Below are 14276 nucleotides of genomic sequence, written 5' to 3' on the forward strand. Positions count from 1 at the left end.
ATCAAGCGTCGGGCCTACGGGTACCGCGACGAGGAATACTTCTTCCTCAAGATCCGCGCCGCGTTCCCCGGTAATCCGCGATGAACCAAAAAAAAGCCGTTCAGCCTCACGGGCGAACGGCATCGAGATCGGAATCCTGTGAACGTGATCAACGTCACAGCCCGCATCATACGAGCGACGCGGGCGCATCGCATCGGGTGTTTCCCTACAACTTCTTACAGCGCTTTTCGCGCACGCGCACGGCGTCCGCGCGACGTCATTCCGCAGGCACGCTTCACTCGCGACACGCGCATTCGACGCGCCGCGGCGTGAGCGCGCCGCCGCGCCGAATCCTCTGACCGTTTCAGTTGCCGACCGCGGTGCGACGGGCCGGCACGATGCGCCAGCCGAGGTTCACGCCGGCCGCCGCGAGCAGGATCAAGAGCGCGCCGAATACCTGCGTCCACGCGAGCGTCTGCCCGAACGCGACGCGATCGACGGCGATCGCGACGACCGGATAGACGAACGACAGCGCGCCCGTCATCGCGGTCGGCAGCTTCTGGACCGCGCCGTACAGCAGCACGTACATCAGCCCCGTGTTGACGATGCCGAGCACGATCAGGTCGGCCCATTGCCCGGCCGTCGCCGGCAACGTGTCGAAGTGCGCGAACGGCGCGAGCAGCAGGATGCCGAGGCCGACCTGCAGCAGCGCGAGCAGATGCGGCGGCGTGCCCTTCAGGTGCTTCGTGATGATCGACGAGATCGCGTACAGGAACGCCGCGCCGAGCGACAGCGCGACCCCTTCCAGGTATTCGCCGGGCACCGCGAGCACGGCCGGTTCGACGCGCACCACGAACACGAGCCCGGCGAATGCGAGCGCGAGCCACGCGAGCGTCGACGCGGTGATCCGCTCGCGGAACACGATGGCGCCGAGCGCGACGAGCATGAACGGCTGCGTGTTGTAGACGGCGGTCGCCATCGAGATCGACGCGCGCGAATACGCGGCGAACAGCAGCAGCCAGTTCGCGACGATCGCGAGACTGCCGAGCGTCGTGAGCACGAGCATCCGCGGCGAGAACAGCGAGCGGCGCAGGAAGCCGAACGCCGCACAGACGATCGCGAGCGTCGCCGTGCCGAACACGCAGCGGAAGAACACGACATTGGTCAGCGGCTGCTGCGACGACATCACGAGCCAGCCGATCGTGCCGGACATCAGCATCGCGACGATCATCTCGGCGGCGCCGCGGCGAATTTCATTCGAGGCCATCAGGAACTCCGTTGAAGAGCTTGGATGAGTTCGATTCTAGAAACTTGCTTTCGCTGAAACCACGGCTAAACTGAAGTGAATCAGCCGATTGACCTTCGAAAGCAAAGCGATCATGCCGAAACGCCTTTCCCCGCCCGCCGTCGCGTCGCTCGACGCGACCGACCGTGCAATCGTCGCCGCGCTGGCCGACGACGCCCGCATCGCGACCAGCGAACTCGCGCGGCAGATCGGGCTGTCGGCGCCCGCGACGGCCGACCGCGTGCGCCGGCTGGAAGCGCAAGGCGTGATCGCCGCGTTCACCGTCGAGCTCGACCCGCGTGCGCTCGGCTACACGCTGCAGGCGATCGTCCGCGTGAAGCCGCTGCCGGGCCAACTGCATCTGGTCGAGGAATTGCTGCGGCGGATTCCCGAATTCGTCGAATGCGACAAGGTGACCGGCGACGACTGCTTCATCTGCCGGCTCTACCTGCGCACGATCGAGCACCTCGACGACATCCTGTCGAAGGTGACGGAGCGCGCGGAGACGAGCACCGCGATCGTGAAATCGACGCCCGTGCCGCGCCGCCTGCCGCCGCTCGTCGAGGACGACCACGCGCACCGCTGAGCCGCGGCGCGCACCATCGGGCCGCCGGCGGCGCGCGCCGCCCAGCCCGTCACGCGGCCGCGTCCCGCGCGTCGAAGAACGCGAGCAGTTCGTCGATCAGCGCGACGGGCGCCTCTTCCGGAATGTAGTGCCCGCAGTCGAGCGCGCGGCCGCTGACGTCGCGCGCGACGCGACGCCACTCGTCGAGCGGATCGAAGCAGCGGCCGACGACGCCGTGCTCGCCCCACAGCACGCGCAGCGGGCACGCGATCTTGTTGCCGCGTTCGAGGTCCGCACGATCGTGCTCGAGATCGATCGTCGCCGATGCGCGATAGTCCTCGCACATCGCATGCACGGCGCCCGGCTGCGCGAGCGCCGCCCGGTACGCGTCGAGCGCCTCGGGCGCGAATGGCGCCAGCCCGGCCGACCGGTTGCCCATCACGCGCTCGACGTACGCATCGGTGTGCGCGCCGATCAGCGTCTCGGGCAGCGGCTCGGGCTGGATCAGGAAGAACCAGTGGAAATACGCGGTCGCGAACGCGCGATCGGTTTTCTCGTACATCGCGAGCGTCGGCGCGATGTCGAGCAGCATCATCCGCTCGACGGCCTCCGCGTGATCGAGCGCGAGCCGGTGCGCGACCCGCGCGCCGCGATCGTGCGCGCACACGTGGAACTGCGCGAAGCCGAAATGCCGCATCACGGCGACCTGGTCCGCCGCCATCGCGCGTTTCGAATACGGCGCGTGCCGCGCGTCGCTCGGCGGCCGGCCCGATGCGCCGTAGCCGCGCAGGTCGGTGGCGATCACCGTGAAGTGATTCGCGAGCGTCGCGGCGACGCGATGCCAGATCATGTGGGTCTGCGGATGGCCGTGCAGCAACAACAGCGGCGGACCCGCGCCTCCTTTGACACCGAAAATGTCGGTGTCCTGCACCGTCACGCGAAACGGTGCAAACGCCTCAAACGACATGGTTTGTTTCTCGTTGGTTTGTTATGGCGGCTATTTTATGAGCGCCGGCGCATCTTCACAGCGGCGGAAGCACGCGAAAGCGTAGAAAGAGAACACTCACTCGATTGCCGGCACACCGCGGAGTTTGTTAAGCTCGCGTAGAATCGCACGACCGTTCGTATTAATATGAACGAACGCGTTCCGCCGCTACACTCGAATCATCGTCCGACCGCACCGCCCCCGGAGACTGGAGACATCACATGGCATTGCCCACCGTCCTGCAAAACCTGACGCTGCCCGTCATCGCGTCGCCGATGTTCATCGTCAGCTACCCCGAACTCGTGCTAGCGCAATGCAAGGCGGGCATCGTCGGTTCGTTCCCCGCGCTCAATGCGCGTCCGGCCGAACGACTGGACGAGTGGCTCACGCAGATCCAGGCGGAACTCGCCGACCACAAGGCGAAACATCCCGATGCGGTGATCGGCCCGATCGCGGTCAACCAGATCGTCCACCAGTCGAACGCGCGGCTCGAGCACGACGTGCGCGTGTGCGTCGAGCACAAGGTGCCGATCTTCATCACGAGCCTGCGCGCGCCGGCGCGCGAGATCGTCGACGCGGTGCACGGCTACGGCGGCATCGTGCTGCACGACGTGATCAACCTGCGCCACGCGCAGAAGGCGCTCGAAGCGGGCGTCGACGGGCTGATCCTCGTCGCGGCCGGCGCCGGCGGCCACGCGGGCACGACGTCGCCGTTCGCGCTGGTCGGCGAAGTCCGCAAGATCTTCGACGGCCCGATCGTGCTGTCCGGCTCGATCGCGAACGGCGGCTCGATCCTCGCCGCGCAGGCGATGGGCGCGGACTTCGCGTACATGGGCACGCGTTTCATCGCGACGCAGGAAGCGCACGCGATCGACGACTACAAGCACGCGATCCTGAACGCGAAATCGTCGGACATCATCTACACGAACCTCTTCACGGGCGTGCACGGCAACTACATCCGCGAGAGCATCGAGAAGGCCGGCCTCGATCCTGACGCGCTGCCGGAATCGGACAAGACCAAGATGAATTTCGGCAGCGACAAGACGAAGGCGTGGAAGGACATCTGGGGCGCCGGCCAGGGCGTCGGCCTGATGGACGACCTGCCGAGCGTGGGTGCGCTCGTCGAGCGGCTCAAGCGCGAGTACGACGACGCGAAGGCGCGGCTCGGCATCCCGCGCTGACGGATGCGGCGGCCGTCGCGGCCGCCCTCGACGCGAGCGTCGTCGAGCCAAACGAAAAGCGCGAACCGGCAACCGGTTCGCGCTTTTTCATTGCCCCGCCGCGGCGGACGACGCGGCTCAGACCGCGCGCTTCATCCGCGTGATCGGCAGCACGCGCAGGTGCGATTCGATCGACGGGCACAACGACTGCCCTTCGAAACGCGCGGCCAGGAAATCGACGAAAGAGCGCACCTTCGCGGACACGTGGCGACGGCTCGCGTACACCGCATAGATCGGTGCCTCGTGCGGCGGCACCGAATCGAGCAGCACCGGCACGAGCCGGCCCGATTCGATGTCGTCGCCGACCACTTCGGTGCCGAGCAGCGCGATGCCCGCGCCGGCGAGCACGGCCGCGCGCAGCCCTTCGAGATGGTTCACGATCAGGTTGCCGTTCAGGCTCACGCGCGACGCGGCGGCCGCGTCGATCACCAGCGAATCGAGCATCGTCGAATTCGAATCGCGCCGCAGGTAGTTGTGGTTCGCGAGATCGGCGATCGTCTGCGGCGTGCCGCGCTTGTCGAGATACTCGGGCGACGCGACCAGCAGGATGTGCGCGGTCGCGATCTGGCGTGCGACCAGCGACGACGATTTCAATCCGTTCGGCGCCGCGCGCACCGCGACGTCATAGCCTTCCTCGATCAGGTCGACCACGCGATCGGACAGCGTCATGTCGACGGTCACGTCGGGGAACCGGCCCGCATAATCGGTGACGGCCTGCATCACGTGCCGCAGCCCGAACGCGGACAGCGACGTCACGCGCAGCCTGCCTTGCGGCACCACGCTCGCGGCGCCGACGGCCTGGCCGGCTTCGTCGAGTTCGGACAGCGCCTGCACGAGGCGCTCATAGTATTCGCGTCCCGCCTCGGTCGGCGCGACGCGTCGTGTCGTGCGATGCAGCAACCGCGCGCCGAGCTGCTGCTCGAGGTGCATCACGTGCTTGCTCGCCATCGCCGCCGACATCTGCATGCGCTCCGCCGCGCCGACGAAGCTGCCCACTTCGACGACGTAGCGAAACACATTCATGCTGACGAGGGTATCCATCGAACTAGCTCGCAATCCCGGGGAATCAACCAATTACGAGATAGGGTAACAAAGGCGGGCAGACATAAAGGTCAAGAAAGGCAAAACGGCGCCGCGGGTGGCGGCGCCGCTTCGGGCCGGAAACGACGGACGGGAAAACATGCAGCCGGCACGCGCAATTCGCGCGCGCGGCCGGCGCACCGGTCGCGCGCGTGCGTCAGAATTTCGCGCGAATGCCTGCGCCGAACGTGTTGCCGGTCGACAGGCCGCTGATGTGGTCGTTCATGTAGGCCGCGTAGACGTCGGTGCGCTTGGACAGCGGATAGTCGTAGCCGACGGCCCAGGTCTGGCGCGTCTGGTCGAGGCCGCCCGCGTCGCGCGAGTACGCATACGACGCCATCGCGTTGCCCACGCCGATCGGCACCGACACGCCGCCCTGCGCGGTGTTCACGTGCCAGCTGCCCGCGACCTGGTCGTTCTTCGTATACATGTACTGGCCGAACAGCTTCACGAGCTTCAGGTCGTAGGTCGCGCCGACCAGCGCGATGCCCTGGCTCTTCATGCCGGTCACGAGCGCGCTCAGGTCCTGCGGGCCGTTGTTGAAGTTCACGTACTGATACACGGCGGTCGCCGCGAACGGGCCGTTCGCGTAGTTGAACTGCGCGCTCCACTTCTTCGAGCGGTTGTCGCCGGCCTGGTTGCCAAGTGCGTACATCGCGCCGAAATTCAGCCCACCGAACGAAGGCGACGTGTATCCCACCGCGTTGTTCCAGCCCGAATCGCCGACCGCGCCCTGGTCGCTCGGATAGGTCGGGAACGTGCCGAGGCCGAGGAACACGTGGTACACCATCGGCGAGAAGGTGTACGAGTCGTAGAACGGGTTGAACAGGATCGTCGACAGGAACAGGTGCGTCGTCAGGCGGCCTGCCGTCACCGTGCCGTACGGCGAGCTGATGCCGACGTACGCGTTGCGCGCGAAGAACGTGTCGCCCTGGAAGCGGCCGTACTGGCCGTTCTGCGCGCGGAAGAAGCTCTCCAGCGTGAAGATCGCCTTGTAGCCGTCGCCGAGATCCTCGGCGCCGTGCAGGCCCCAGTACGACGTCGACATCCCGCCGCCCGACACGTTCCACGCACGATCGCCGCCCGGGAACTTGGTGGCGCCGACCCATTCGTCAACCTGCCCGTAGAGCGAGACGCTCGACTGCGCATGGACGGGTGCGGCGGCCGCCACGCAGGCGGCTGCGGCGATCAGCTTGACGGACGTGCGCGACGCGCGACGGGCGAATGCTTTCATGGGATCTCCAGGTTTTGTCGGATAGTCGATAAGTGGCGCGAGCGTTGTTGTTTGGAGCCGAGTGCTTGCGTCGTATGGGGCGCAGCCATCTTTACGGATCATTCGTCCGGTCAAAATTGCGCACACTTATTGCGGGTATAGCGCCGGCATTAACTTCGCGGGATGTATCCATGGCCGGATGCACGGCGGCGGCCCGGCGCGAATGCGGTTGCACCGGCGGGCGGCGGCGCGGCATGCGCGTACCGGGCGCGAAAGATAGCGCAATGCGGCGGGAAAATCAGCGGAAATCTGCGCGCGACTGTGGCGAATTCGCATCAGCCGGCAAGGGGACGTGCGCGGGGGCGCTCAGTTTCGGTAGAACGGGGAGAAAGAAGGCGAGTGCGCAGGCTCTTCCTGCGAGCGGGGCGGCGGCATCGGGCGACCGCCGCGCTCCTCGTTGTAGCGGGCGACGTCGGCGCGGATCGAGCCGGCCCGCAGCGGGACGTTGCCGCCGCCCGGCGGGCGCGGCATCTGGCGGACTTCGGCGCTGATCGGCCGATACGGGCTTTGCGCGGCGTAATGGCCGTAGGACGGCGTCGGGCGCAGCCCCCAGCGGGAGCCGGCGCCGCTCACGCCGCCGGGACGCACGCCGGCAGGCGGCGCAACGCGACGCCAGACCGGACCGCCGCCGGGGCCGCCGGCCGGCTGAGCGTACGCGCGCATGTCGCCGCCGCCGAAGCCGTGACCGCCGAACCCGTGACCGCCATGGGGCGGCTGGGCCAGCGCGAGCGGCATCAGCAGCGCGCCGAGCACGCCTGCCACCCATCGTCCGATCTTCCGTTTCACCCGTTCCGTCATCGTTCCGTGCCCATCGACGCCCGCCGTCGGTTCCTTTCGGCCGACCCAAGGCTTTCAGCAGTAATTTATGAGCGGGCGGAAAGTGTGTCGAGCCAAAAAGTGTTATGTCGCCGGCATCGGTGTAACACCATGTTACTGCTAGGTTTTTTCGCTTCGGCACGCGATCGCGGCAGAACATTCTTCTGCGGTTTCGCGCGCGGCCGGGTCGACGCGGCGGCCTTCATTGCATGCAATCGATTCATCAATCGATTCGCACAATGAATTTGTTTGGTGAATCGCCAACCGGGACAATAACGCGATCCGCGCGCGCGACGCGCGCTTCGCCGTTTCCGAATCGAGTTCCCGATGGCCCGTCCCCGTTTTCTCCCCGACAACTTCACGCTCGCGCTCGTCGGCACCGTCGTGCTCGCGAGCCTGCTGCCGTGCCGCGGCCCGGCCGCCCATGCGTTCAACTGGGCAACCAACATCGCCGTCGGCCTGCTGTTTTTCCTGCACGGCGCGAAACTGTCGCGCGAAGCCGTGATCGCCGGCGCGACCCACTGGCGGCTGCACGTGGTCGTGCTGCTCAGCACGTTCGCGCTGTTCCCGCTGCTCGGCTTCGCGCTGAAACCGGTGCTGCAGCCGCTCGTCACGCCGACGCTGTATGCGGGCGTGCTGTTCCTGTGCACGCTGCCGTCGACGGTCCAGTCGTCGATCGCGTTCACGTCGATCGCGAAGGGCAACGTGCCGGCCGCTGTGTGCGCGGCATCGGCGTCGAGCCTGCTCGGGATCTTCGTCACGCCGGCGCTCGTCGGGCTGATGATCACGTCGCAGTCGGCCGCGACCGCGTCGCCGTGGAGCACGGTCGGCAGCATCGTGATGCAGCTGCTCGTACCGTTCATCGCCGGCCAGTTGCTGCGGCCCGCGATCGGCGGCTGGATCGACCGCAATCGCGGCGTGCTGCGCTTCGTCGACCAGGGCTCGATCCTGCTGGTCGTCTACGTCGCGTTCAGCGAGGCCGTCAACGAGGGGCTGTGGCACCAGATTCCGCCGCGCGCGCTCGGCGGCCTGCTGGTCGTCAACCTCGTGCTGCTCGCGATCGCGCTGCTGCTGACCGCGTTCGTCAGCAAGCGGCTCGGCTTCAACCGCGCCGACCGGATCACGATCATCTTCTGCGGATCGAAGAAGAGCCTCGCGGCCGGCGTGCCGATGGCGAAGGTGATCTTCTCGGCGAACGCGGTCGGCGCGATCGTGCTGCCGCTGATGCTGTTCCACCAGATCCAGCTGATGGCGTGCGCGGCGCTCGCGCAGCGCTGGGGCGCGCGCGACACGAGCGGCGAGCACGACGAAGGCGACACGGCAGCCAGGTCCGGCGCGCTGAGCGCGGGCAAGCGCTGACGCGCGCGGGGGGCGATGGCTGTCGCTGGCCGCCTTCCGCCTTCCGCCTTCCGCTTCCCGTTCCAGCCCCCCACCCCGATGCGCGTCCGGCTCGATGCACCGGCAACGCCCGTCGCGTCACAAAATCTTCATTCAATTCTCCGCGAGCGGTGCCGTTAAGCCGATCGTCCCGTCGATTCGGCTGCCCCCGCCCATGCCCGCGCCCTCCTCCGATTCCGCCGCCCCCCGCACCACGCGCCTGATCGCGGAGCGCGCGCTCGCCGCCGTGTTCCAGCCGATCGTCGACCTCGGATCGGGAACGGTCGTCGGTTACGAAGGGCTGATCCGCGGCCCGCGCGGCACCGACCTCGAGCCGCCCGCCGCGCTGTTCGCGCAGGCCGCGCGCGAAGGCGAAACCATCGCGCTCGAACGGGCCGCCGCGCTCACCTGCCTCGACGCGTTCGCGGCGCTCGGCTGCGACGGCAAGCTGTTCCTCAATTTCAGCGCGGGCACGATCCTCACGCTCGCCAGCGAACGCGAGCGCGCACGCCAGTTCCTCGGTCGCGCACGGATCGGCGCCGAACGCATCGTGATCGAGCTCACCGAGCAGAACGCGATTCCCGATCTCGCGGACATCGGGCCGGCGGTCGCGACGCTGCGCGACGCCGGCATCCAGTTCGCGCTCGACGACTACGGCACCGCGAACGCGAGCATGAACCTGTGGCTGCGCCTGCACCCGGACGTCGTGAAGATCGACCGCTTCTTCATCCACGACATCGCGCACGACCCGCTCAAGTTCGAGGCCGTGAAGGCGATGCAGCACTTCGCGCAGGCGAGCGGCGCGAAGCTGATCGCGGAAGGCATCGAGAACGAATGCGACCTGATCGTCGTGCGCGACATGGGCATCTGCTGCGTGCAGGGCTTCCTGCTCGGCCGGCCGCACGCGCAGCCGTCGCGGGTCGTCGCGCCGGCCGCGCGCGACGCGATCCGCGCGCCGCACATCGCGGTGTTTCCCGGCGTGACGCGCGCGGTGCGGCCGGCCGGCACGATCGCCGGGAAGATGCTCGTGCCCGCGCCGGCGCTGCCGCGCGACGCGACCAGCAACGACGTGCTCGACCTGTTCAACCGGATGCCCGATCTGCACGCGGTCGCGCTCGTCGAGCGCGGGCGGCCCGTCGCGCTCGTCAATCGCCGCGGCTTCATCGACCGTTTCGCGCTGCCGTATCACCGCGAGGTGTTCGGGAAAAAGCCGTGCCTGCAGTTCGCGAACGATGCGCCGCTGATGATCGACAACGCAACCACGTTCGAGCAACTCGCGACGCTGCTCGCGCGTCACGACCAGCGCTATCTCGCGGACGGCTTCGTGATCACCGAACACGGCCGCTATGTCGGCCTCGGCACCGGCGAGAGCCTCGTGCGCACGGTGACCGAGATGCGCATCGAGGCCGCGCGCTACGCGAATCCGCTGACGTTCCTGCCCGGCAACATCCCGATCAGCGCGCACATCGACCGCCTGCTCCAGCGCGACGCCGGCTTTCACGCGTGCTACGTCGACCTGAACCAGTTCAAGCCGTTCAACGACCAGTACGGCTACTGGCAGGGCGACGAAGTGCTGAAGTTCGCCGCGACGGTGCTGGCCGGCGTGTGCGATCCGCAGCGCGACTTTCTGGGCCACGTCGGCGGCGACGATTTCCTCGTGCTGTTCCAGCGCGACGACTGGCGCGAGCGCGCCGCCGACGCGATCGCGCGCTTCAACGACGGCGCGCAGCTCTTCTATACGCAGGCCGACCGCCAGGCGGGCGGGCTGCGCGGCGAGGACCGCCACGGCAATCCGGCGTTCTTCGGGTTCGTGACGATGGCGATCGGCGCGGTCGGCGTGCCGGCCGGCGCGCACGGCGCAAAGCGCTACGGCAGCGACGAGATCGCGTCGGTCGCGGCGCTCGCGAAGCGGCGGGCGAAGCAGCAGCCGGACGGGCTCGCGGTCGTCGATCTCGATGCCGGTCGCGCCGCGCTGCGCGATCGCGGCGAACCGCCGGCCGTGGCGATCGGGGCGGGCTGAACGGCGGGCAGGCGTCGCGGGCGCACGGGAAACGCTCGCGCAACGTGCGGCGGCGCCGATGCCCGGCCGGCGCAAGGTTCAGCTGTTGCGCAACCGCGCCGTTGGTCGCAGGCTGCTGCCACGGCGCGGCGCGCCCTGACGCTCGCCTCGGCCCGTAGTCCGGCGGCCCCCGGCTACCCCTTTTCGGTGCGCCGTCGGCGCCGACCCACGCCCGCACACCCACCTTGCCTTTTTCTCGTTTTGTTTAGTATTTTTAGTAACGATGTTTTCGCAGATTAGCGCCTAAAAACCCGTTATTTTCGGGTATTCCCCGGTTATCCGGCCCGAATTCCGCGAGATTTTTTACTATACAATCGCTTCCACCCTAAACAAACCGGACCCCGAACGATGGGTACGACCATTCGCGACGTGGCGCGGGCGGCTGAGGTCTCGATCGGCACCGTCTCCCGCGCGCTGAAAAACCAGCCCGGCCTGTCCGAAGCCACGCGCGCGCGCATCGTCGAGATCGCGCGGCAGCTCGGCTACGATCCCGCCCAGCTGCGGCCGCGCATCCGCCGGCTCACCTTCCTGCTGCACCGCCAGCACAACCGCTTTCCCGCGAGCCCGTTCTTCTCGCATGTGCTGCACGGCGTCGAGGACGCGTGCCGCGAGCGCGGCATCGTGCCGACGTTGCTCACGGTCGGCCCGAACGACGACGTGCTGCGCCAGATGCGCCCGCATGCGCCCGACGCGATCGCGGTCGCCGGCTTCATCGAGCCCGAGACGATCGAGGCGCTCGCCGCCACCGGCCGGCCGCTCGTGCTGATCGACCTGTGGGCGCCCGGCTTACGCTCGGTCAACATCGACAACGCGACGGGCGCGGCGCTCGCGATGCGCCACCTGCTCGCCACCGGCCGCTCGCGGATCGCCTTCATCGGCGGCTCGGCCGCGCACTACAGCATCGCGCAGCGTGCGATCGGCTACCGGCGGGCGTTCTTCGAAGCCGGGCGGCTGTTCGATCCCGCGTACGAAGTGACGATCGACGCGGGGCTCGACCCCGACACGGGTGCCTCGCGTGCGATGGAGCAACTGCTCGACGCGCCCGGCCCGCGCCCCGACGCCGTGTTCGCGTACAACGACGCGGCCGCGCTGGCCGCGCAGCGCGTGTGCATCGCGCGCGGCCTGCGGATTCCGGACGACATCGCGATCGTCGGCTTCGACGACATCCCGGCCGCCGCGCACGCGAACCCGCCGCTCACGACGCTCGCGGTCGACAAGGAAGCGCTCGGCCGCCGCGGCGTCGAACTGCTGCTCGCGGAATCGCCCGAGCGCACCGAGATCTCCCTGCCCGTCGAGCTGATCGTGCGGGCCAGCAGCCAGCCCGCCGGCTCCCCGGCATTCGATACCGCCACGGTCCAAGAATCATGAACATGCCCCCGGTCCACTCCCGCGCCGCCGCGCCGGCCAGCCACGCGCAAGCGGCACCGTTCGTCGCGAGCTTTCGCGACCCGTCGTTCCTGCTGTCGCACATCGAAGACACGCTGCGCTTCTACGCGACGAACGCATTCGACCCGACGGGCGGCTTCTACCATTACTTCCGCGACGACGGTAGCGTCTACAACCGCACGTCGCGCCACCTCGTCAGCACCTGCCGGTTCGTCTTCAACTACGCGATGGCGTACCGCCATTTCGGCGATCCGCGGCATCTCGACTACGCGCGCCACGGGCTGCATTTCCTGCGCGACGCGCACTGGGACGACGCGCTGCAGGGCTACGACTGGGAACTCGACTGGCGCGACGGCGCGAAGCACGCGACGCTCGACGGCACGCGCCACTGCTACGGGCTCGCGTTCGTGCTGCTCGCGGCCGCGCACGCGACGATGGCCGGCATCGACGAAGCGCGGGCGCTGATCGCGTCGACCTACGAGCTCGCCGAGCACCGCTTCTGGGATGCGGCCGCGGGCCTGTACGCTGACGACGCGACGCCGAACTGGAACGTGTCGACGTATCGCGGCCAGAACGCGAACATGCATATGACGGAAGCGCTGCTCGCCGCGTACGAGGCGACCGGCCACCTGACGTACCTCGATCGCGCGGAAAAGGTCGCATCCCACATCACGCAGCGCCAGGCCGCGCTGTCGGGCGGGCTCGTATGGGAGCACTACCATGCGGACTGGTCGATCGACTGGGACTACAACAAGGAAGACAGCTCGAACATCTTCCGTCCGTGGGGCTTCCAGCCCGGGCACCAGACCGAATGGGCGAAGCTGCTGCTGATCCTCGAGCGGCACCGTCCGCTCGACTGGCTCGCGCCGCGCGCGGCCGAGCTGTTCGACGCGGCGCTCACGCACGCGTGGGACACCGATCACGGCGGCCTCTGCTACGGCTTCGGCCCCGACTTCACGATCTGCGACCACAACAAGTATTTCTGGGTGCAGGCGGAAACCTTCGCGGCGGCCGCGATGCTCGGCGCGCGCACCGGCAGCGAGCGCTTCTGGGACTGGTACGACGAGATCTGGCGCTACAGCTGGGCGCATTTCGTCGATCACCGCTACGGCGCGTGGTACCGGATCCTCACCTGCGACAACCGCAAGTACAGCGACGAGAAGAGCCCGGCCGGCAAGACCGACTATCACACGATGGGCGCCTGCTACGACGTGCTCGCGACCCTCGCGCGCCTGCAACGCAGCGAGCCGACGCAATGAGCGGCGGCACGTTTCCGGCTTTCGTGTCGGCGGGCGACATCCTGACCGACATGGTGCGCGCGGGCGACGCGCAGTGGACGTCGGTGCCGGGCGGCGCCGGCTGGAACGTCGCGCGCGCGGTCGCGCGGCTCGGCCTACCGAGCGCGCTCGCCGGGTCGATCGGCGAAGACTGCTTCTCCGACGTGCTGTGGCGCACGAGCGAAGCGGCCGGGCTCGACCTGCGCTTCCTGCAGCGCGTCGCGCGGCCGCCGCTGCTCGCGATCGTCCACGAGACGCGGCCGCCCGCATACTTCTTCATCGGCGAAGCGAGCGCCGATCTCGCGTTCGATCCGGCGCGGCTGCCGGCCGGCTGGACCGAGCACGTGCAATGGGCGCATTTCGGCTGCATCAGCCTCGTGCGCGAACCGCTCGCGGGCACGCTGGCCGCACTCGCAGCCGACCTGCACGCACGCGGCGTGAAGATCAGCTTCGATCCGAACTACCGGAACCTGATGACGGCCGCGTTCCGGCCGACGCTGGAGAAGATGGCCGCGCTCGCCGACCTGATCAAGGTGTCCGACGAAGACCTGCGGCACCTCTTCGGCGGCGACGGCCCCGACGCGATCGCGGCGGTGCGCGCGCTGAACCCGCGGGCGGCCGTGCTCGTCACGCGCGGCGCGCAGGCGGCGACGCTCTACGCGGACGGCGACGTGCACGAGGCCAGCCCGCCGCGCGTCGAGGTGGCCGACACCGTCGGCGCGGGCGACGCGTCGATCGGCGGCCTGCTGTTCAGCCTGATGGCCGCGCCGCAGCGCGGCTGGCGCGAACATCTCGCGTTCGCGCTCGCGGCCGGCGCCGCCGCGTGCCGGCACACGGGCGCGCACGCGCCGACGCTCGACGAGGTCGTCGCGCTGCTCGAAGGTTGAACGGACGTTGAAGGAACGACGCAAGCAGGTGACCGGTCTCTGATCGGTCACCGATAAACCGCGTTCACGATGCTGCGCCGCAGTGCT

General features: G+C 68.4%; 12 protein-coding genes. 7 read left to right on the top strand and 5 right to left on the bottom strand.

Features of this window, described 5'->3' with window-relative positions; translation table 11 throughout:
* Nucleotides 1–343 precede the first annotated feature (343 nt).
* Nucleotides 344–1246, bottom strand: coding sequence for a DMT family transporter (locus J8I33_RS33415; protein WP_069620148.1), 903 nt, complete (start codon nucleotides 1244–1246; stop codon nucleotides 344–346).
* A gap of 112 nt (nucleotides 1247–1358) precedes the next feature.
* Here J8I33_RS33415 and J8I33_RS33420 point away from each other — a divergent pair, with 112 nt between their 5' ends.
* Nucleotides 1359–1850 carry an Lrp/AsnC family transcriptional regulator gene (locus tag J8I33_RS33420; RefSeq protein ID WP_050014344.1) on the top strand — a complete coding sequence of 164 codons (492 nt, stop codon included), beginning with the start codon at nucleotides 1359–1361 and terminating at the stop codon, nucleotides 1848–1850.
* A gap of 49 nt (nucleotides 1851–1899) precedes the next feature.
* On the opposite strand, the gene J8I33_RS33425 is transcribed toward J8I33_RS33420, so the two are convergent.
* Nucleotides 1900–2796 carry an alpha/beta hydrolase gene (locus tag J8I33_RS33425; protein ID WP_050014311.1) on the bottom strand — a complete coding sequence of 299 codons (897 nt, stop codon included), beginning with the start codon at nucleotides 2794–2796 and terminating at the stop codon, nucleotides 1900–1902.
* A gap of 239 nt (nucleotides 2797–3035) precedes the next feature.
* Here J8I33_RS33425 and J8I33_RS33430 point away from each other — a divergent pair, with 239 nt between their 5' ends.
* Nucleotides 3036–3995: a nitronate monooxygenase family protein gene (locus J8I33_RS33430; protein ID WP_050014310.1), complete on the top strand. Its 960-nt coding sequence runs from the start codon at nucleotides 3036–3038 to the stop codon at nucleotides 3993–3995.
* A gap of 117 nt (nucleotides 3996–4112) precedes the next feature.
* On the opposite strand, the gene J8I33_RS33435 is transcribed toward J8I33_RS33430, so the two are convergent.
* The 3 genes from J8I33_RS33435 to J8I33_RS33445 all read right to left on the bottom strand — a co-directional run bounded on the left by J8I33_RS33435 (nucleotide 4113) and on the right by J8I33_RS33445 (nucleotide 7185).
* Nucleotides 4113–5075 carry a LysR family transcriptional regulator gene (locus tag J8I33_RS33435; protein WP_050014309.1) on the bottom strand — a complete coding sequence of 321 codons (963 nt, stop codon included), beginning with the start codon at nucleotides 5073–5075 and terminating at the stop codon, nucleotides 4113–4115.
* Nucleotides 5076–5271: 196 nt separating this feature from the next.
* Nucleotides 5272–6348: a porin gene (locus tag J8I33_RS33440; protein ID WP_011546370.1), complete on the bottom strand. Its 1077-nt coding sequence runs from the start codon at nucleotides 6346–6348 to the stop codon at nucleotides 5272–5274.
* Nucleotides 6349–6693: 345 nt separating this feature from the next.
* Entirely contained in the window at nucleotides 6694–7185 is a 492-nt protein-coding gene (locus J8I33_RS33445; RefSeq protein WP_124639869.1) for a peptide-binding protein, read from the bottom strand.
* A gap of 345 nt (nucleotides 7186–7530) precedes the next feature.
* On the opposite strand from J8I33_RS33445, the gene J8I33_RS33450 reads away from it, so the two are divergent.
* From J8I33_RS33450 to J8I33_RS33470, 5 genes are all read left to right on the top strand, one after another.
* Nucleotides 7531–8562 carry a bile acid:sodium symporter family protein gene (locus tag J8I33_RS33450; RefSeq protein ID WP_209939949.1) on the top strand — a complete coding sequence of 344 codons (1032 nt, stop codon included), beginning with the start codon at nucleotides 7531–7533 and terminating at the stop codon, nucleotides 8560–8562.
* Nucleotides 8563–8755: 193 nt separating this feature from the next.
* Nucleotides 8756–10600, top strand: coding sequence for a phosphodiesterase (locus J8I33_RS33455; protein WP_204383445.1), 1845 nt, complete (start codon nucleotides 8756–8758; stop codon nucleotides 10598–10600).
* Nucleotides 10601–10987: 387 nt separating this feature from the next.
* The gene (locus J8I33_RS33460; protein ID WP_050014304.1) at nucleotides 10988–12007 is read left to right on the top strand and encodes a LacI family DNA-binding transcriptional regulator; all 1020 of its coding nucleotides are present in this window, start codon (nucleotides 10988–10990) and stop codon (nucleotides 12005–12007) included.
* Nucleotides 12004–13284 (top strand): AGE family epimerase/isomerase, encoded by a 1281-nt coding sequence (locus tag J8I33_RS33465; RefSeq protein WP_209939950.1) that lies wholly within the window; start codon nucleotides 12004–12006, stop codon nucleotides 13282–13284. The genes J8I33_RS33460 and J8I33_RS33465 overlap by 4 nt, the downstream gene beginning before the upstream one ends.
* A complete protein-coding gene (locus tag J8I33_RS33470) occupies nucleotides 13281–14189 on the top strand; it encodes a carbohydrate kinase (protein ID WP_089488882.1) in 909 nt (302 codons plus the stop codon). Before J8I33_RS33465 ends, J8I33_RS33470 begins: the two co-directional genes overlap by 4 nt.
* The last annotated feature ends 87 nt before the right edge of the window (nucleotides 14190–14276 follow it).

Source organism: Burkholderia sp. AcTa6-5, assembly GCF_017815075.1.
Classification (GTDB): domain Bacteria; phylum Pseudomonadota; class Gammaproteobacteria; order Burkholderiales; family Burkholderiaceae; genus Burkholderia; species Burkholderia sola.